This is a genomic window from Rhizobium sp. RU33A, assembly GCF_900156055.1.
GTDB lineage: Bacteria > Pseudomonadota > Alphaproteobacteria > Rhizobiales > Rhizobiaceae > Allorhizobium.
This window is the reverse complement of the sequence record NZ_FTMQ01000006.1, coordinates 243,177-261,852: the sequence shown is the minus strand read 5'-3', so window position 1 is coordinate 261,852 and position 18,676 is coordinate 243,177. Positions and strand designations below refer to the sequence as shown.

At 61.3% G+C, this 18,676-nt stretch carries 21 protein-coding genes; 7 read left to right on the top strand and 14 right to left on the bottom strand.

All coding sequences use genetic code 11. The features are described 5' to 3' along the window. The 3 genes from BW978_RS20235 to BW978_RS20225 are packed head-to-tail and all read right to left on the bottom strand — an operon-like array spanning position 1 to position 1,741. On the bottom strand, positions 1 to 702 hold the full coding sequence (locus BW978_RS20235) for a TIGR02281 family clan AA aspartic protease (RefSeq protein ID WP_076397629.1): 702 nt from the start codon (positions 700 to 702) through the stop codon (positions 1 to 3). Beyond that, entirely contained in the window at positions 699 to 920 is a 222-nt protein-coding gene (locus BW978_RS20230) for a DUF1289 domain-containing protein (protein WP_076397628.1), read from the bottom strand. Before BW978_RS20230 ends, BW978_RS20235 begins: the two co-directional genes overlap by 4 nt. A 35-nt stretch (positions 921 to 955) precedes the next feature. Beyond that, on the bottom strand, positions 956 to 1,741 hold the full coding sequence (locus BW978_RS20225; protein ID WP_076397627.1) for an adenosylcobinamide-GDP ribazoletransferase: 786 nt from the start codon (positions 1,739 to 1,741) through the stop codon (positions 956 to 958). A 124-nt stretch (positions 1,742 to 1,865) separates the two neighbouring features. On the opposite strand from BW978_RS20225, the gene cobT reads away from it, so the two are divergent. Both cobT and BW978_RS20215 read left to right on the top strand, forming a co-directional pair. Continuing rightward, entirely contained in the window at positions 1,866 to 2,888 is a 1,023-nt protein-coding gene (cobT, locus tag BW978_RS20220; RefSeq protein ID WP_069041187.1) for a nicotinate-nucleotide--dimethylbenzimidazole phosphoribosyltransferase, read from the top strand. Then, the gene (locus BW978_RS20215; RefSeq protein WP_076397626.1) at positions 2,881 to 3,303 is read left to right on the top strand and encodes a diacylglycerol kinase; all 423 of its coding nucleotides are present in this window, start codon (positions 2,881 to 2,883) and stop codon (positions 3,301 to 3,303) included. The genes cobT and BW978_RS20215 overlap by 8 nt, the downstream gene beginning before the upstream one ends. On the opposite strand, the gene BW978_RS20210 is transcribed toward BW978_RS20215, so the two are convergent. After that, entirely contained in the window at positions 3,304 to 4,839 is a 1,536-nt protein-coding gene (locus tag BW978_RS20210; protein WP_076397625.1) for a sensor histidine kinase, read from the bottom strand. A 121-nt stretch (positions 4,840 to 4,960) separates the two neighbouring features. Here BW978_RS20210 and BW978_RS20205 point away from each other — a divergent pair, with 121 nt between their 5' ends. The 3 genes from BW978_RS20205 to BW978_RS20195 all read left to right on the top strand — a co-directional run bounded on the left by BW978_RS20205 (position 4,961) and on the right by BW978_RS20195 (position 6,768). Then, a complete protein-coding gene (locus tag BW978_RS20205; protein ID WP_076397624.1) occupies positions 4,961 to 5,524 on the top strand; it encodes a thermonuclease family protein in 564 nt (187 codons plus the stop codon). A 44-nt stretch (positions 5,525 to 5,568) separates the two neighbouring features. Beyond that, positions 5,569 to 6,213 carry a uracil-DNA glycosylase family protein gene (locus BW978_RS20200; protein WP_076397664.1) on the top strand — a complete coding sequence of 215 codons (645 nt, stop codon included), beginning with the start codon at positions 5,569 to 5,571 and terminating at the stop codon, positions 6,211 to 6,213. A 66-nt stretch (positions 6,214 to 6,279) separates the two neighbouring features. Then, positions 6,280 to 6,768: an Lrp/AsnC family transcriptional regulator gene (locus BW978_RS20195; protein ID WP_054151055.1), complete on the top strand. Its 489-nt coding sequence runs from the start codon at positions 6,280 to 6,282 to the stop codon at positions 6,766 to 6,768. A 13-nt stretch (positions 6,769 to 6,781) separates the two neighbouring features. Here BW978_RS20195 and BW978_RS20190 read toward each other — a convergent pair whose 3' ends face one another. The 4 genes from BW978_RS20190 to BW978_RS20175 form a co-directional block, all read right to left on the bottom strand. Further along, positions 6,782 to 7,468: a DNA alkylation repair protein gene (locus BW978_RS20190; protein WP_076397623.1), complete on the bottom strand. Its 687-nt coding sequence runs from the start codon at positions 7,466 to 7,468 to the stop codon at positions 6,782 to 6,784. After that, positions 7,465 to 8,337: an NAD(P)-dependent oxidoreductase gene (locus BW978_RS20185; RefSeq protein WP_076397622.1), complete on the bottom strand. Its 873-nt coding sequence runs from the start codon at positions 8,335 to 8,337 to the stop codon at positions 7,465 to 7,467. Before BW978_RS20185 ends, BW978_RS20190 begins: the two co-directional genes overlap by 4 nt. Positions 8,338 to 8,408: 71 nt before the next feature. Then, entirely contained in the window at positions 8,409 to 9,974 is a 1,566-nt protein-coding gene (locus BW978_RS20180) for a hypothetical protein (protein ID WP_076397621.1), read from the bottom strand. Between the two features lie 92 nt (positions 9,975 to 10,066). After that, positions 10,067 to 10,885, bottom strand: a complete 819-nt coding sequence (locus BW978_RS20175) for a class I SAM-dependent methyltransferase (RefSeq protein ID WP_076397620.1) — start codon at positions 10,883 to 10,885, stop codon at positions 10,067 to 10,069. 231 nt (positions 10,886 to 11,116) lie between these two features. On the opposite strand from BW978_RS20175, the gene BW978_RS20170 reads away from it, so the two are divergent. Continuing rightward, entirely contained in the window at positions 11,117 to 11,749 is a 633-nt protein-coding gene (locus BW978_RS20170) for a DUF2270 domain-containing protein (protein ID WP_244552019.1), read from the top strand. 2 nt (positions 11,750 to 11,751) lie between these two features. Here BW978_RS20170 and BW978_RS20165 read toward each other — a convergent pair whose 3' ends face one another. The 4 genes from BW978_RS20165 to BW978_RS20150 form a co-directional block, all read right to left on the bottom strand. Then, complete coding sequence (locus tag BW978_RS20165) at positions 11,752 to 12,018, bottom strand: usg protein (RefSeq protein WP_006726048.1); 267 nt, start codon at positions 12,016 to 12,018, stop codon at positions 11,752 to 11,754. Positions 12,019 to 12,192: 174 nt separating this feature from the next. Continuing rightward, entirely contained in the window at positions 12,193 to 13,023 is an 831-nt protein-coding gene (locus BW978_RS20160) for an ABC transporter permease (RefSeq protein WP_076397618.1), read from the bottom strand. Next, positions 13,020 to 13,823, bottom strand: a complete 804-nt coding sequence (locus BW978_RS20155) for an ABC transporter permease (RefSeq protein ID WP_076397617.1) — start codon at positions 13,821 to 13,823, stop codon at positions 13,020 to 13,022. The genes BW978_RS20160 and BW978_RS20155 overlap by 4 nt, the downstream gene beginning before the upstream one ends. A 111-nt stretch (positions 13,824 to 13,934) precedes the next feature. Beyond that, a complete protein-coding gene (locus tag BW978_RS20150; RefSeq protein WP_076397616.1) occupies positions 13,935 to 14,708 on the bottom strand; it encodes an ABC transporter substrate-binding protein in 774 nt (257 codons plus the stop codon). A 360-nt stretch (positions 14,709 to 15,068) separates the two neighbouring features. Between BW978_RS20150 and BW978_RS20145 the strand changes: the two genes are divergently transcribed. Beyond that, on the top strand, positions 15,069 to 17,459 hold the full coding sequence (locus tag BW978_RS20145; protein ID WP_076397615.1) for an OmpA family protein: 2,391 nt from the start codon (positions 15,069 to 15,071) through the stop codon (positions 17,457 to 17,459). A gap of 66 nt (positions 17,460 to 17,525) precedes the next feature. Here BW978_RS20145 and mobB read toward each other — a convergent pair whose 3' ends face one another. Next, on the bottom strand, positions 17,526 to 18,047 hold the full coding sequence (mobB, locus tag BW978_RS20140) for a molybdopterin-guanine dinucleotide biosynthesis protein B (RefSeq protein WP_076397614.1): 522 nt from the start codon (positions 18,045 to 18,047) through the stop codon (positions 17,526 to 17,528). 2 nt (positions 18,048 to 18,049) lie between these two features. After that, positions 18,050 to 18,676, bottom strand: a complete 627-nt coding sequence (gene mobA, locus BW978_RS20135; protein WP_076397613.1) for a molybdenum cofactor guanylyltransferase MobA — start codon at positions 18,674 to 18,676, stop codon at positions 18,050 to 18,052.

Here is an 18,676-nt window from a genome sequence, read left to right as displayed (position 1 = left end):
TCAGTCGCGCAGCCTGAGTTCGTCGGTTTGCATCTGCATCGAACTCAGCGTCGAGAGGAAACTCATGCCGAGAAGGCTCTGGTCGAGCAGGCCTTCTTCGAGCACGACGGCATCGACGTTTGTTCGGACGATGGGGCCTAGTCGCATTTCGGGAATGCGCAAGGCGGCTGCGGAGGCGCGACCGTTGGCGGTAAGCACTGTGCGGGTGAAGCTGAGCTCGCCAGGATCAATGCCCATCAACATGGCGTCTTCGTAGCGCAGGGCGACGGAACTCGCTCCGGTGTCGATCAGCACGGGCACGGCGACGGCACCAATCTCGACCGTGGTCTCGAAATGCCCACCGAGCGCCTTATGCACGATCACTTCGGCGGAACCATCGGGTGTCGTGACCGTAATGGCCCGACCCGGGATCAGGCCTGCGAGAACACGCTCGCCAACGCTCTGAAAATCGCCGCGATAGAGATAGCCGGTGACGAGGACGAGAGCGATCAGCACCCAGATCGCCATCTGGCGCAGGCTCTGGCCCATATTGCGCCGGCCGACCAGAATGCCGGCCGAGATCATCAGCAGGATTGGTAACGCCACGACCAGACGGCCGAAGGCTTCGTTGTCCAAGCCAAAGCTCTGGCCGCTGTCATGGTTCATCACGAGAATGACGAGGCCGATCGCGAGAATGGCGATGCCGACAACAAACCGCATCAGCCGCCCTCGCGTTCACGTACCAGGCGCGTGCGGCGTGTCTCGCGGCGGGGCTTGCGCTCGACGTTTTCGAGGCGCGTCGGCAGTTCAGCCATGATCGATCGCCGCTCGAGGCTGGTATAGCTCGTCCACGAGCCGATCTCGTCGCGTGTACGACCGCAGCCGAAGCAGTAGCCGGTCTTGTCATCGATCGAACAGATGAGAATGCAGGGAGATTCCATCGCGAGCCCTTTGGTTTCGCTCCTATATCGGTCGCTCAGAGAATGATGGCAAGGGTCACGAGGAAGCCGATCTCGCAGAGTTGTTGACTGGCGCCGATCGTGTCGCCGGTGTGTCCGTCGATGCGCTTGCGGCAGTGGCGCGTGAAGGTCGCCACGATACCAGCCGCAACCAGGCCGGCGGCAAACCACGCGTGGAACGGCAGAGTAAGAAGGCCGATGCCTGCTGTCAGCACGCTGCCGAGAACCAGGGCCATACGCGTCGCCTCCGGATTCGGGGCGCCGGCCGATCCAGCCACGCCGTCAGGCCTCGCCGAGGGTAGGGCGGACCAGTGCCAAACCATCAGGCTTCGGCTGAGGTTTGCTGCAGCCAGCCAGGCAAGGGCCATGGCAAGCGGTGGTAGGGTTTCGATCAGGATCGCGAGCGCCGCGACACGGAGCGCGATCGACAGGATGAGCGCCAGCGCACCATAGGTGCCAATGCGGCTATCCTTCATGATCGCCAGCGCCTTCTCGCGGCTGCGACCACCTCCCAGCCCGTCCGCCGTGTCTGACAGGCCGTCCTCGTGCAGGGCGCCGGTCAGCACGACCTGCAGCCCGATACCCATCAGAGCCACAAGCACCGGGTCGACACCGGAGGCCGACAGGAGTGCCATGATCAAGGCTGCGGGCAGGGCGATGATCAGGCCAGCCAGCGGGAATCCGGCGACCGTCCGGCTGAGGCTTCCGTCATGCCCTGCAAAGAAGCGATCCGGTACCGGCAGGCGGCTCAGGAAGGAAATGGCACGCGCCGTTTCCGTGACGAGGTTCTCGACGACCTGCATGGTTCCTTTCCGTTTTGTCCTCGACCGACTGCGTCGCTTTTTTGAGTTGAGCAGCGCGGGTCCGGTCTCTATGAGAGAGGCCACAAAGCCTGATTTGCTGGAAGAATACAAGGAAGCCAGACCCATGAGCGTTACCGGCCTGCCATTCGACGATTTCCGCACGCTCTTGCGTGACCTGCCGGGACCCAGCACTGCGGCGCTCGTGGCGGCGCGCGAACGCGACAAGCAGCTAACCAAGCCGCCGGGCGCGCTCGGACGGCTCGAAGAGATTGCCATGTGGCTTGCCGCCTGGAGCGGTCGCGCGCCCGCGGTAAACCGTCCACTGGTCGCGATCTTTGCCGGCAATCATGGTGTCACCAAGCATGGCATCACGCCGTTCCCGCCGTCAGTTACCCAGCAGATGGTCGAGAATTTTGCAGCCGGTGGCGCTGCCATCAACCAGATCTGCGTGACGCATGATCTTGGCCTGAAGATCTTTGACCTCGCGCTCGACTATCCGACGGGTGATATCACCTGCGAAGCGGCACTGTCGGAGCGCGACTGCGCCGCAACGATGGCCTTCGGCATGGAGGCGATTGCCGGCGGAACCGATCTTCTTTGCATCGGTGAGATGGGTATCGGCAACACGACGATCGCGGCCGCGATCAACCTGGCGCTCTATGGCGGCGAGGCAGAGGACTGGGTCGGTCCGGGCACTGGCTCGGAGGGCGACGTGCTGGCGCGCAAGGTGGCGGCCGTCAAGCAGGCGGTCGAATTCCACCGCGAACATCTGTCCGATCCGCTCGAAGTGCTGCGGCGTCTCGGCGGTCGCGAAATCGCGGCAATGGCCGGTGCGATCCTCGCAGCTCGTATGGAGAAGATCCCGGTCCTGATCGACGGCTATGTGGCAACCGCCGCTGCTTCGATCCTGAAGGCGGCCAATCCTTCCGCGCTCGATCACTGCCTGATCGGCCACGTCTCGGGCGAGCCTGGGCATCTGCGCGCAATCGAACGCCTCGGCAAGACGCCGCTTCTGGCGCTTGGTATGCGACTGGGTGAGGGCACCGGTGCGGCACTCGCTGCCGGTATCGTGAAGGCAGCGGCGGCCTGCCATTCCGGCATGGCAACCTTCGAACAGGCTGGGGTATCCAACAAGTCGCATGAGTGATCGCACATCAAAGTCCGGCGATGCGGAGCCGCTCGCCTCTCAGGTCATCAAGAAGAAGACCGGTATCGCGCATCTCTTTGCCGCCGGTCAGTATTCGGCTCAGGGATTTCGACGTCTGATCCAGGAAGCGGCCTTCCGGCACGAGCTTCTGGCGTTCGTCGGCGGTCTGGTCGTGTTCGGTCTCGTCGGTGCGAGCCTCTTTGAATTCCTTGGCTTCGTCGTTCTGATGATGCTGATGTTTTCGGTGGAGGCGCTCAACACCGCGATCGAGGAACTGGTCGACCGCATCTCGCCGGAGATCTCGACAGTCGGCCGCAATGCCAAGGATCTCGGATCCTTTGCCGTCTTCTGCCTGATCATGGCCAACGGTGCCTTTGCTGCTTACGTCGTCATCAGCCGGCTGTTTCTCGTCTGATCAGGCGAACTGCCGGCGGCGCGGTTCGATGGCTTTGACTTCCGAGACTGCCGGCAGGCTTTCGAGCACCCGGCTCGATGGCAGGATGGCTATGACTTCCGTGCCTTCCCGGAGCTTCGACTTCAGCTTGAATTCGCCACCATGCTTGGCGAGGATCGCCTGGACGATCGGCAGGCCGAGCCCCGTGCCCTGTTCGGCGCTCTTGATCGCGATCGAGCCCTGACCGAAGGCGGAGAGGACGACGGGGATTTCGTTTTCCGGAATGCCCGGGCCATTGTCCTTGATCGAGATGTATTGTCCGCCGCCGGCAGTCCAGCCGGCCTTGACCATGATCTCGCCGCCCTGAGGCGTGAATTTAACCGCATTGGACAAGAGGTTCAGGATCACCTGGCGCAGAGCCTTTTCGTCAGCCCAGAGTGACGGCAGTGCCTTTTCGAACTGCTGGTCGATGCGGATGTTCTTCGACTTGGCGCGCAGCTGGATCATGCCGATGCAGTCTTCGGCGACCTCCAGGAGAGACACGCTTTCCTCGCTCAGTTCATACTTGCCGGCCTCGATCCGCGACAGGTCGAGGATCTCGTTGATCAGTTCGAGCAGATGGCTTCCCGAGCGGTGGATGTCGCCAGCATATTCCTTGTAGAGCGGGTTGTTCAGCGGCCCGAGCACTTCCGTTGCCATGACTTCGGAAAAGCCGAGGATGGCGTTGAGCGGGGTGCGCAGTTCGTGGGACATGGAGGCGAGGAAGCGCGACTTTGCCATATTGGCCTCTTCGGCCCGACGCCTTGCCTCATCGGACAGGGACTTGGCGACTTCCAGTTCGGCGATCAGGTCGTCCTTTTCCGTCTGGAAGGACAGAAGTTTGAGATTGGCCTGATGCAGTCGGTTGGTGATGTAGATGAAGAAGATCAGCGCTGTGGTGAAAACCGCCGTCAAGCCGATGTCGAGGATATTCCGGCCGGTGATCGACACGAAGGTCAGCGCAACCACCGTGGGCAGGAAGCCGAACAGCACGGCCTGACGCAAAAGCATGCTGGCCATGGCCGTAATGGAAAGGGCCACCAGCAGCACGGCACCCTTGTAGAAAGTGAAGGCGGTCGGATTGCAGGTCGCGCAGTCCTGCAGGACGAAGATCGCCCAGGACAGTCCCATGGCAGCCTGCGCGGCCAGCAGGATGCGACGCCATCTGATCTGGTTTTCCGGCGAGATTTCGGTCTTGGATGCGCGCCTGACGATCAGGATGCCGATCGCATGCATCGTGAGCGCAAAGAGGCCCCAGATGAGAAAATGCGGCTGCGTCGTGAAATAGGCGCCGGAGGCGGCGATCATCAGGATCGTGACCGGGATGACGGCCGCGCCCTGCAGGCAGGCGCCGACATGCATTGCGAGGATCTCTGCATCGAAGGCGGGGGAGGTGCCCGGACCCGTCTGGAGACGTTCGCGGGTGGTTCGGACGGCGCGAGTCGTTGCCCTGTTGCGATTGTGTCGCGTCAGGTCGAGAACGTTTTTGTCCGCCGATGTGTCTACGCCGTTACTCATTGCGTTGCAGTCTTCCGCGCCTTGGTAAACCCTAGCGGCGAAATCTTAAGAAGATCCTGTCTTGGAAGGTTTTGTTTGCCATGTGTAAAAACGATCTGTTGTTGAAGTGGGTGGAAATGTGATGAGACACGTTCGGCGCCTGCGTGACCTGGTTCTAGGGCTCGCCATCCTGGCGCTCGCATTGCTTGTTATCGCCAAGCTCGAGAACGAACAGGCGCTGCGCTTTTCCGGCTCGTTCTCGGTGATCGATGGCGACACGCTCAGCGCAGACGGCGAACGGCTGCGGATCGAGGGGATCGACGCACCCGAACTTTCTCAGATTTGCAAGGCGGCGGATGGGTCACCCTATGCCTGCGGCGAGGACGCCCGCCGTGCCCTGACTGCGCTCGTGTCCGGGCGAGGCTTCGAGTGCAGCGGCACGCGCCGTGATCGTTACGGCCGGTTGCTCGTGGTCTGCAAGCGGGGCCTCGACGATCTCGGCGATCTGCTGGTGAGGGCCGGGTCTGTCGTTGCCGATGGACGTTACCTTGCGAGTGAGACTGAGGCCCGACGGGCAGGCGAGGGGATCTGGCGGGGGGAATTCGAGCGCCCGGCGGACTGGCGGCGGCAACGACAGATCGAGGAAGCGGAACTCACGGGTTGGGTCGAGGCGTTACTGTCACGATGGCTGACGCATTGGTTTTGAGGACGAAAGAGAGAATGGCCGCTGACATTCCTTCGCCGCCGGGCATGCCCCGCAGTGACTTGCCACCGACGATCGAGGCCTTGTCGAGCGCAATCGCCCGCTGTCGCATTTGTCGTGATTGTCCGGCCGGTGGCCCCGAGCGGCGTATGCCGCATGAACCGAGACCTGTCGCCTGGCTTTCGGCGACGGCACGGGTGCTGATTGCCGGGCAGGCGCCGGGGCTTCGGGTGCATGAGACGGGTATTCCGTTCAACGACGCGTCGGGTGACCGGCTCCGGCAATGGCTAGGCGTTGATCGCGACACCTTCTACGATCGCAGCAAACTGGCGATCGCGCCGATGGGCTTCTGTTTTCCCGGCTACGACGAGAACGGACACGATCTGCCGCCGCGCCGGGAATGTGCGCCGCATTGGCGGCAGACGGTGATGGATGCCATGCCGCAGGTCGAGCTCATCCTCGCCATTGGGCAATATGCGCAGGCCTGGCATCTGGGACGGCTGCGCCGCAAGACGATGACCGAGACGGTGACCCATTGGCGGGACTTCCTTCTCGCCAATCGCGATGGGCCACGCGTCTTGCCCCTTCCCCATCCCAGTTGGCGGAATACGGCCTGGCTGAAACGTCACCCCTGGTTCGAGGCCGAGGTGCTGCCGGTGCTGCGACGAGAGGTTTCCTTGTTGATAGCTTGAAATGATTTTCCATAATTTTTATTAAATCGGCTATATCAAGAAAAATCAGTTTTTATAGGGTTTGCCATGGACCGCCTCGATCGCAAAATTCTCCGTATTCTTCAGGAAGATTCGACGCTGGCCGTTGCCGATCTCGCCAAAAAGGTCGGGTTGTCCACGACGCCTTGCTGGCGCCGCATCCAGAAGATGGAAGAGGACGGTGTCATCCGTCGGCGCGTGGCATTGCTTGATCCGGCCAAGGTCAACACTAAGGTGACGGTGTTCGTCTCGATCCGCACGTCCAGTCACTCGATCGAATGGCTGAAGCGGTTCTCCGAGGTCGTGTCCGAGTTCCCGGAAGTGGTCGAGTTCTACCGCATGAGCGGCGATGTCGATTATCTGCTGCGCGTCGTCGTGCCGGATATCGCGGCCTATGATGCCTTCTACAAGCGGATGATCGCCAAGATCGAGATCCGTGACGTGTCTTCGGCCTTTGCCATGGAGCGGATCAAATACACGACCGAGCTGCCGCTCGACTACATGGTTCTCGACAATAACAAAGCCGGCGAAGAATAGACCGCGCTCGCGATTACCTGAGCTTCGCGATCCGCTTGGGATCGCGCAGTTCCCGCAAGGCATCCTTGCCGATCCAGCGGGCTGTGGCATCGCTCATTCCCGCCAGTTTTTCAGCTAGAAGGACCGCGCCCGTGTGGCAGGCGCGGCTGCGCTTGCCCGTGTTGCGCAAGGCCCAGTTCACCGCCTTCTTGACGAAGTTGCGAGGATCGGTGGCGTGCCTCTCAATCAATGGCATCCATTCGAAGAACGTCGCATCCGGCTCATTCCGGTTGTGAACAGTCGCGCCTGCGATCATGGCGAAGGCGCTTCTGCGGATGAACTCCCGGTCGTCGGCGGCGAAGTCTTCAACCAGTTTGCGCCAGCCGGGCGTCTCGGTTAGCAGGTCGGCCGCCGCGTCGACGATTTCCCAGGAGTTGAAATCGTCGGCAAGCCGCCAGATGTCTTCCGGTGAGAGCAGCTTCGGAACGAAAGTCCAGATCGCCAACAGGCGGGCTTCCCGTATGCCGGATCCCCAGAGGTCTTTCGCCCGCGCCTGGTCCGGGCCGATCACCTTGGCGATCTGCCGGATAGTGGGATTGCCGATGCCAAGGGCATCCTCGGTAACAATCCCGTAGCGCGCCATGCCGGCTATGTTCTCCTCCGACCGCATTGAACGCAGATATGCGATGATCTCGGCTGCGGTGGAGGAGGGGCCGATCATTTTGTTTCGAGCCGGGCCAGCAGGGACGAGGTGTCCCAGCGGTTGCCGCCGAGTTTCTGCACCTCACCGTAGAACTGATCGACCAACGCCGTGACCGGCAGGTTCGCACCGTTGCGGCGCGCTTCCGAGAGTACGATGTCGAGGTCCTTGCGCATCCAGTCGACGGCAAAACCGAAGTCGTATTTGCTTTGGTTCATGGTCTTGTGGCGGTTTTCCATCTGCCAGGAGCCGGCAGCCCCCTTCGAGATGACCTCGATCACCTTTTCGATGTCGAGGCCGGCCTTCTTGCCAAAATGCACGCCCTCGGCCAGGCCCTGGACGAGGCCTGCAATGCAGATCTGGTTGACCATCTTGGTCAACTGGCCAGCGCCGGCGGGGCCCATCAGACCGACCATGCGGGCAAAGGAGTCAATCACGGGTTTTGCGCGTTCGAAGGTTTCCGGTTCGCCGCCGCACATCACGGTGAGCACACCGTTTTCAGCACCTGCCTGGCCGCCCGAGACCGGAGCGTCGATAAAGCTGCTGCCTTTGGCCGCCGTGGCTTCGGCGAGTTCGCGTGCGACCTCGGCGGAAGCGGTCGTGTTGTCGATCAGGATCGCGCCCGGTTTCATGGCGGCGATCACGCCGTTTTCGCCCGTGGTGACCGAACGCAGGTCGTCGTCATTGCCAACGCAGGTGAAGACGAAATCTGCGCCCTCTGCGGCCTCAGCCGGGGTCAAGCCATGGCTGCCGCCGAACTTCGCCACCCAGGCCTCGGCCTTGGCCGTCGTGCGGTTATAGACCTTCACCTCGTGGCCACCCTTGACCTTGAGGTGTCCTGCCATGGGAAAACCCATCACGCCCAAACCGATGAATGCGACCTTTGCCATTTCGTCTCTCCTGCCTTGCGGTATGAGACATGCATAGTCGAAGCTCCCCGGGCTTGAAAGGCCTGCGATTGTTATTCGGCAGGGTCGGGGGCAGCCGTTTTCCTGCCGATTTCATTATCCGGGGTGAGTTCCAGGCTCATCTGTCCCAGACGGCTCGAAATCTCGTTCCACAACCGCCGCAGACGGCGAACATGGAGGTCGTCGCCGATCCAGTCCATCAGATGCTCGATAGCGCGCGAGGACATCTCCGGCGTTTCACTGATGGTTGTCAGTGCCCAGATGCTGAATTCCCGCGCATCGACTTCCTTGATCTGTCCGTCTGCACCCGGGATGAGAAATTTCGCCGTACTCTTTTCCTGGACGTGCTTCATCGGTCCGGTCGGAGCGAGCAGGACGGCGGCATAGATCCGGTCAAAGGCGTCGATGGCTTTGTCGTCCGTTGTGGTGTCGGTGTCACGGTTCTGTTTCAGGGCCCGTTCCAGATCGAAGATCGTGCGGACGTTGAACTGGCGCAACAGCAGAAAACGATCGAGACCGACGACGCAGCACAGTTGGGCTTGGGCGATCCAGTCGACCGTCTGGTAGATGCCGAAGGGTGTTTCGATGTGCAGCATGATCGGATTGTAGGTGGCGAGTGATTGCACATCTGAGATGCCGCATTCTTCCAACCGGAAGCGCGTGAGGAAATCGATGCCGTCGATCGCATCGAGCGGCACGACCCGTGTCCACTCGATGAAGCGGTTGTCGGATTGCTTGATCCAGTTGATCTGGCTTCCCACCTTGACGAGGATGAACTGGAGCACGCTGCCGGGCAGCAGGCCGAAGGCCAAGGCGAGGAGGATCCAGAGGGATGACAGCTCGGCGACGGGCGCGGTTCTCTCGATGCTGATCACCTCCTGGACCGCGCTGAGGTCCGGCAAGGCGCGATAGAGTGCCGCTGAGGCCAGAACCGAAATGACGATCATCGCCGCTTGTCGGATCATCGTGTAGCCGTTCAGATCGAAGACCGCGAGCGCCTGGACGAGATAGCGCAGAGACGACAGGTAGGCGCCGACGAATGTGATCGCTGCGACGGTCAGGACGTTTTCTGCTAGTTGCCTGAGGTCGGTTGCGGCGGTATCGGCCGCAAATTTCATTCCTCCAACGGTCAGCAGGTTGAAGGTCGGCATGCTTGGGCAGTCCCCGGTCGGTGCAAGACATCCAAAGCCTGAAAGGGTTAGTGTGAACCCAGCGAACACTATCAGCGAATAGGGAAGAGCCGCGACGAGCAATCTCATGTCACCGCGATTGAGGAAAAACCGCGTCTGGGAGATCGTCTCATTGATCTCGGTGATGATGTCTTCCGGAGATCGTCCCGTCTGATCCGGGCTCGCGTGATCCTGCTCGCCTTTGCCTCTCACATCGGCGGCATATTTGGTTCGGACAAACTCAAAGGACGGACTTGTCGCTTCGTCTGTCTGATCGACGACCGGAAAGGTCTTTACGTAGTCCCTGATGAGGCGCAGGCGCCGGAGCCTGATCTCGTAGCGTCCGAATATCAAGGCAAAGACAGTGATCAGAGATATGGAGAACGCGCCAACGAGCGTCCAGGTGAAGAATGGCGCTCCGACAAGCGCTGTGGCAACTTCTGTTTGCATGGCTTCCCCCTTTTGTCAGGGGAAGCCTAGAGGTCGGGCGCTTCTTGGCTACTAATCTGATGCAGCCCTGGGTAGAAAATGCACCCTCAGGTTTAGTCTTTGGCTTTTTTCGCCACGACGAGATGCCCGGGCGACGGGTTTCCGTCCTGCATGCGCACGTTGATGTCGGTGATCTCGACCACTTCGAAGCCTGTCGCGGCCAGCCTTTCGCGCACATATGTCTCAGCATGGACGAAGCGCTGGTGCGGGCCGACGATGAAGGACCGACCCGCCATGACGTCTTCCGACATCGTTTCGGACGAGAAGACGAAGATCCCGCCGTCGCTCATGTTCTCGGCGGCACCAAAGAACAGTGGTTCGAGGGCGCCGAGATAGGGCAGCACGTCGGTTGCGGTCACGAGGTCGAAGGGTTCGTCGTCATTGTCCTCGAGGAAATCCTCGAGTTCGGCCACATAGAGGGTCTCGTAGAGATCCTTTTCATGGGCGATCTCGACCATCTTTTCGGAGATATCGATACCGGTCATGTCGTCCACCACGTCGCGCAGCGCACCGCCGGTGAGGCCGGTGCCGCAGCCAAGGTCGAGCAGACGCTTGAACGGGCCGAGACCGAGCGACTGCAGGCGCTGGCGGACCATCATCGGCACGGTGTAGCCGAGCTGTTCGACGAGGATATCCTCGAAGGCTTCGGCGTGCTGGTCGAAGAGCGTTTCGACATAGGCGTCGGGCGCTTTCGGCGGAGCCTCGCCGCGGCCAAGTGCTGCAATACGGACCGATGCGCCGCCGTGGTCATCGGGGTCGATCGCCAGCACTTCCTCATAAGCCTTGACGGCAGCGTCGATATCGCCTGCCTTTTCGAGGGTGAGTGCGCGGTTATAGGCTTCTGCCAGGGCTTCTTCGTCGATCTTGGCCATTTGAGGCTCCTGTTCTGTCGGCCGCTCATCAGGCCTTTGCCGGTCGTCTAGCGGGTCGGGCCGGGCTTGGCAATGAAAAGGGAACCGGTCGGCGGTTCCTGGTGTTTTCGTGATATGGAGCCAAGCATGGAACAAACCGCACAAGACAAAGCCGGCATACTGCCGCTAGAGAGCGCAGAGCCCGCGCGCCTCGCACCGGCCCTGCCGGCGAGTTCGGCCGAGAAGGCCAACATGATCATCCACTATTATCGCGGTGAGATCGGTCGGATGACGAGCTGGCGCGACCGGATAGACCGGACCACAAACTGGTCAATGACGGTGGTGGCGGGCCTGTTGTCCGTTTCGCTGTCGACGCCGTCGTCTCATCATGGCGTGGTGCTGTTCGCCATGCTTCTGGTGTCGGTCTTCCTTGTCATCGAGGCACGGCGCTACCGCTTCTTCGATGTCTACCGGGCACGGGTGCGCCAGCTTGAGCGGCACTATTTCTCCCAGGCGCTCTGCCCGCAGGCAGAATTGAAGCCCGATTGGGCGGAAGCGATCGCGGCCAGCCTTCGACGGCCCGTCTTCCTGATGGCCTATCGCGAAGCGCTCTTTCGTCGTATCCGGCGCAACTACATCTGGATGTATCTTATCCTGCTTCTCGCCTGGGCGCTGAAAATCTCCAGCCCGAAGCTGCAGCAGAACGAGGCGCCCGCCGAATTTGTCAGCAGCCTCTCCCAGATCGTCCAGAACGCCCATCTTGGACCGCTGCATGGCGGCATCGTGCTGGCGCTGGTTGGCGCCTTCTATATCGCGCTGCTCTTCTCCATCCTATATCGGGAGCCGAAGGATGGGGAAATTGCCCATGGCGAGGTGCATGTCTGACCTCAGTGCAGAATGAACTCGCCCTTCAGTGAACGCCATTCGCTGGCCGCGATCATTTTCTTGTGGACATAAGTCACCGAATGGAGCGGGCCTTCGATCTTATCCTGCCAGAAGCGCAGGAAGCCGCGCATTTCCGGAAAGTCAGGAGCCAGATCGTAATGCTGCCAGATATAGGTCTGCAGCAGGGAAGGATGATCAGGCAGGCGGTAGAGGATCTGGGCGGTTGTCAGCCCGTAACCCTTCAGCATCAGTTCCATTTCGCTGTTCATGTGCCGACGTTCCCCCTGTTCTCGTGGAAGACGGATCGACGCGGGCGGTGTCATCGCTTCCGCGACCGACCGGGGCCGCGACCGACGCGGGCCCTGACGTGATGGAAACACCTGTTGGTAAAGGAACTGCTAATCAAGACGGACGGCGACCCAAAACGGGTCGCCAACCCATGGTCAGCGTTTCAAGTGACGGGTCAGCCGTGCCTCGATCGCACCCCATGTGTGGCGCAGCGCCTCGACGATGGCGAGATAGAAGATCGCCGCCCAGAGATAGGTCTGGTAGTCGAATGTGCGCGAGAAGGCATAACGCGTCTGGCCCATCAGATCGAGGACGGTGACGACCGCGACGACGGCCGAGCCCTTGATCATAAATATGATCTCGTTGCCATAGGGACGAAGAGCGACGATCAGAGCCTGCGGCAGGATGATCTTCCATAAGGTAATCGACCTGGGCAGGCCGAGGGATTTAGCGCCTTCCGTCTGGCCACGCGGGACACTTTTGATCGCACCGCGCAGGATCTCCGCCTGATAGGCTGCCGTGTTCAGTGTCATGGCAAACAGCGCGCAATACCAAGCCTCGCGGAAGAACCACCAGAGGCCGATCGCTTCGATCTGCGGACGGAAAGAGCCGAGGCCATAATAGATCAGGAAGATCTGCAACAGCATCGGCGTGCTGCGGAAGACATAGACATAGGCATAGGCGACCGTGTTCAGGATCGGGTTCGGTGCCATGCGGGCGAAGGTGACGGGGACGGAAAGGAGCGCGCCGAGCGTGATCGACCCGAAGGTCAGCATCAGGGTGGTGGCGAGGCCGTCCAGGTACCGCCAGCCATAGCGTTCGATCTTTGCCGGATCCCAGCTCGATGCGAGGTACCAGACGAGTGCGAGCCCGAGAAGAACCCAGAGAGTGAGGATGCCATAGCCAGCGACGCGGGCCAGGTTGATTCGGCTTGCCTTTACCGGTGGCGCGGGGCGGGCGGGTATCATTTCCAATGCGTGGGTCATCGGCTCGCCTCCGCGCGGTTGGCCCAGCGTGCGATGGCGTTCAGGCCGATCGAGGAGACGGTGGCGAGCACCAGATAGAGAAGGCAGGCAATCCCGTAGAACATGAAGGCCTCCTTGGTGACGCGCGCCGCCACGCCGGTCTGCCGCACGATGTCGGCAAGACCGATGACCGAGACGAGGGCCGTGTCCTTGAGGAGCACCAGCCAGAGATTGCTAAGGCCCGGCAGGGCGATGCGGATCAACTGGGGCACGATGATCAGCCACATGGTCTTGCGCTTCGACAGACCGACGGCGCTACCGGCCTCGTACTGACCGCGCGGGATGGCCTGGAACGCCGACAGCAGAACTTCCGAGGCATAGGACGAAAAGACGACGGAGAGTGCGATCATGCCGGCCACGAAGGCATTGATCTCGACGCGTTGGTCGATGCCGAGCCAGGACAGGACGGACTGGACGAGTATCTGGAAGCCGAAATAGACGATAAAGAGCGTCAGGAGTTCGGGCAGCCCGCGAAAGATGGTCGTGTAGACGCCGGTCGCTGCCCGCAGGCTCCATTCACCCGACTGGCGCGCCAGCGCAATCAGGAAGCCGAGGGCAAGGCCCACGGGCAGTGTCGCAAGTGCCAGCGAGATCGTCACCTTGACGCCGAAAGCGATCTCGTCGCCCCAGCCGGTGTCGCCGCAGCTCACAAGCGTATCGGTCGCCAACAGCCGGAAGAGCCCGACGGGACCACAGAGCGGATCAAACGTGTAACTGATCCAGTCCCAGATCGAGCCGAGCGCGGAAGACAATCCGCCCATGCCATTCCCCCTTGGCGGTTTTTCCCGCCTTTTTGATGTCGTTGCCGTTCAAATGCAAAATGGCGGAAGTGTTCGACTTCCGCCACTTGGTTTTATCGGTCTATCCCAGGATCACTCGCCGTAAACGTCGAAATCGAAATACTTCTTGTTGATTTCTTCGTACTTGCCGTTGGCACGGATGCCGGCGATCGCTGCGGTGAACTTGTCAGCAAGCTCGGTTTCGCCCTTACGGACGGCAATACCTGCACCATCACCGTTGATTTCGACATCGACCGGGAGCGGCGTCAGGATCTTGCAGCAGGCGCCGGCATCCGACTTCAGCCATTCCGAGAGAACGACGATATCGTCGACGACGGCGTCAACGCGGCCGCCTTCGAGGTCGAGCTTGTATTCGTCAGCGGTCGGGTAAAGCTTCAGCTCGCTGTCCGCCATATGCTTTTCCGCATAGTTGGCATGCGTAGTCGAAGACTGGGCGCCGATCGTCTTGCCTGCGAGGCCAGCCACGTCGGTGATCGCCGAATCCTTCGGCACGGCAACGGCCGGCGGCGTGTTGTAGTACTTCTTGGAGAAGTCGACCTTCTCCAGGCGTTCCGGGGTGATCGACATGGATGCGATGATGGCGTCGAACTTCTTGGCCTGAAGGGCCGGAATGATGCCGTCCCAATCCTGGGTGACGAATTCGCAGGTGACCTTCATCTCCTCGCAAAGCGCCTTGGCGATGTCGATGTCGAAACCAGACAGCGAGCCGTCGGCTTCAAGGTTGTTGAAGGGCGGATAGGCGCCTTCGGTGCCGATGATCAGCTTTTCCTGCGCCATGGCCGAACCGGCAAAGAGCGAAAGGGCAGCGATCGATGCTGCGGCCAGAAAACGTGTCGGAATACGCATGAGATCCTCTCTGTTGGGTGGACGCCGTTTGTTCTTTTGAGGCGGCTGTCCGTGATCGTGTGGTATGGTCGACCACACTTGGGCCCAATATTCGTCTGGTTTCCCAGCCGAAATCAACAACAAACCGCGTGATCGACAAAATTTGCCCCCTTAAATCCGCCAGGGGCCACTGAAGACATTTTTTTGTTCCATCCGGTGTTGTCTGTTGGAGCAAAAGCCGCTCCAACTCGTTCAGCCACGGTTAATTATGAGAAATCTAGTTTGGCCACAGCTTCGGTTCGCGCAATCGAGCACGCATTCAACAGCACGGACCCGGACGACACTGTCGCCGGCCTGTGCGTAGGGAAGGAAACGCAAGGTATGTTCAACAAGAGATTGCTCAACACGGTGGCAATCCCGGTCCTGTCTGTCGCGGTACTGGCAAAACCGGTCGCGGCGGCTGTTACCGGACATCCAGAACGCCAGACGCAGACGCGCCAGGCAGAAGAACAGCTGATCCAGCTGGCCCAGGCCGTCACCTGCACCGATGGCTCGGAAGCGCCTGATGCCGAGACGTGCGCTGCTCGAGACGCCCAGGCGGCCGCCGAGGAAGAAGCGCGCCGTCAGGCCGAAGCCGAAGCTCAGGCTGCCGCCGAGGCAGAAGCTCAGGCCGCTGCCGAGGCAGAGGCGCAGCGTCAGGCTGAAGCAGAGGCTCAGGCCGCCGCCGAAGCTGAAGCTCAGCGTCAGGCTGAAGCTGAAGCCCAGGCTGCCGCCGAGGCAGAGGCCCAGCGTCAGGCCGAAGCAGAAGCTCAGGCTGCCGCTGAAGCAGAGGCACAGGCCGCCGCCGAAGCTGAAGCTCAGGCCGCTGCCGAAGCAGAGGCCCAGCGTCAGGCTGAGGCAGAAGCTCAGGCCGCTGCCGAGGCAGAGGCACAGGCAGCCGCTGAAGCGGAAGCACAGGCCGCTGCAGAAGCGGAAGCTCAGCGTCAGGCGGAAGCCGAAGCTCAGGCCGCCGCAGAGGCCGAAGCCCAGCAGCAGGCTGAAGAAGCGCAACCTGTTGAGGAACCGCAGGCCGTGACCTGTGCCGATGGTTCGCAGGCAGCCTCCGAAGCTGAATGCCCGGCTCCGGCAACTGAGCCGACCGAGGAGCAGCAGCCAGCCGAAGAGCAGCCTGGTGAAGAGCAGCCAGCTGAAGAACAGCCGGCCCAAGAGCAGCCGCCGACCGAGGACGAAGCGGCTCCCCAGCAGGCCGACGACCAGGCTCCTGCTGCCGAAGAAGAGCTGCGTCCCGGTCAGGACGCTGCCGGCGAACAGCCCACGACCGAAGGCGAAGTGCCTGCCGATCAGGCTGAACAGCCGGCCGACCAGCAGCCCGTGGAAGAGCAGGCGACCGGTGAAGAAGCGCCCGCTGAAGCCCAGCCGGAAGGTGAGCAGGTTCTCGTTCCCGCCGTAGAGCCGCCGGCCGATCAGCCGGTGCAGGAGATCACCGACACCCGCACGACCGAAGAGAAGGAAGCCATCGCCGAGGATCCGTCCCAGACGTCCGAGACGGTCGTTCTGCCGGTCGAAAACGGTGCAGCCGTCCTAGACAGCGACAAGGATGCCGACAACACGGGTGGCGAGGGCGTGCGTGAGCAGCGCAACGAATTGCGTGCCCAGGAAGATGTCGCCCCCCCGCCGGAAACCGATGCTGAAGCTCAAGTCGAAACGACGGCTGCCGACCAGCAGACGATGCAGGCGACGATTGCTGAGCAGGGCACGACGCTTGATGCTGCGCCGACCTTCGAAGTGCCGACGTCCGTCACCAACAACGTGTCGAACAGCACGGTGACCAACAATGTCACGAACAATGTGACCAATAACGTCACCAACAACACGATCGTGCAGAACAACGTGGTCAATCAGGTCACGGAAATCCGTGTCGTCGAGCAGATCGACAACCGCACGGTCATCAATGTCGGCAACCAGATCGTTGTCCGCGGCGATGACCGTCAGCGTCTGCGCTACGATGCGGAACAGACCTATTACGAGCAGCTGCCGCGTGGCCGCACGCGTGAGACGATCGAACGTGCAGATGGCAGCAAGCTGGTGACGGTCTACAACCGTTATGGCGACATCATCATCCGTTCGCGCATTTCTCCGCGCGGTCGTGAATATGTCCTGATGTATTCGCCGGAAGCTGACGGCGAACGTCCGACCATGTATGTCGACGTCGGTCTGTCTCTGCCGCCGATGCGTCTGACCATTCCGGTCGACGACTACATCGTCAGCACGACGCGGTCGCCGGATCGTGACTACTACGACTTCCTCGCACGCCCGCCGGTCGAGCGTGTAGAGCGCGTCTATTCGATCGACGAAGTTAAGTCGTCGGCCCGTATCCGCGACAAGGTCCGTCGTATCGACCTCGATACGATCACCTTCCCGTCGGGTTCTGCCGAGGTGCCGCTGGAGCAGGCTCGTACCCTGCGCAAGGTTGCCCAGGCGATGGAGCAGCTGCTCGAAAATGATCCGGGCGAAGTCTTCCTGATCGAAGGCCATACGGATGCCGTTGGTTCGGATCGTTCGAACCTCGTCCTTTCCGACCAGCGTGCAGAAACCGTCGCCAACCTGCTCACCGAAGTCTACGGCATCCCGCCGGAAAACATGTCGGTCCAGGGTTACGGCGAGCGCTTCCTGAAGATCCGCACGGAAGCCGCCGAACAGCAGAACCGCCGCGTCGCGATCCGCCGCGTGACCACGCTGGTCCGCCCGGCCGGTGTGTCGAGCAACGATTGATCGACCAACTGACGAAATGAAGAAGTCCGCCGGAGCGATCCGGCGGCCTTTTCTTTTGGCGGAGTATCAGGACCGGTCTGGCAGACCGGTGACCGAGCCGATGAAGTCGGCAATCGCCATGGTGTCGTCGAGGTCGAAGACCGGCAGATCGGTGTCCTCGACGCGGTGATCGGCCGCGATCGCGCGGATGTGCGGATCCGTTGGTGCCAGAGGTTCGCGGTTGGCGGATGCCTCCCGACGCGCTTCGATCTTCGGCACGGGCTCACGCTTGTAGCCTTCGATCAGCACGAGATCGCAGGGGCCGATGCGGGCGAGGATTTCCTCGAAACTCGGTTCGGGAGCGCCACGCAGTTCATGCATGATCGCATAACGGGTTCCGGACACGATGACGACCTCATGGGCGCCGGCCTCACGGTGCCGGTAGCTGTCGGCACCGACCTTGTCGATGTCGAAGTCATGATGGGCGTGTTTGATGGTCGAAATCCTGAAGCCGCGCCGGGTGAATTCCTCGACGAGACGCACGGCAAGACCGGTTTTTCCCGAATTCTTCCAACCGGCAATGCCGAAGATGCGCGGGGCATTGGTCATCTTCATCTTGAACCCTGATCGATAATGGCCTCGGCGATTGCGAGGTCGTCGGGCGTATTGATGTTGAAGAAGGGGTCGACTGGACCAAAGGGCCCTTCGAAAGGGGTGAAGTCCACGATCTCCACCGGGTGGCGGGCGACGAAGTCGAAGACGCGACGATGATTCGGGTCATCAAGCCAATGTTCCAGATCCTCTGCCAAAGTGACCGGCCAGAGTGCCGTGATCGGATGGCTTCGGCCGTTGCTGGCTGCCAGCACGATCGCTTCGCTTCTCGCGAGTTCTCCCAGGCGCATCACCAGATCGCGGGGCAGGAAGGGTGTGTCACAGGGGGTGGTCAGGACATGCGTCGGCGCGTCAGGTAATTCGGTAAATCGCTTCAAGCCTGCCAGCACTCCAGCGAGAGGACCGGGCCGGTCGGGACGCGTGTCCGGTATCAGCGGGAGATGCGCTGCGAGCGGGTGTCCTTCCGAAGCGTTGAGGTAGACTGCAGACACCTGCGGCTGCAACCGTTCGGCAACCCTGAGGGCGAGCGGTGTCGCGCGCAGTTTCAGTTCCGCCTTGTCTGCGCCCATTCGGCGCGACAGGCCGCCAGCGAGAATGACGGCGGGCGGTCGGAACTCGTGCGTCAT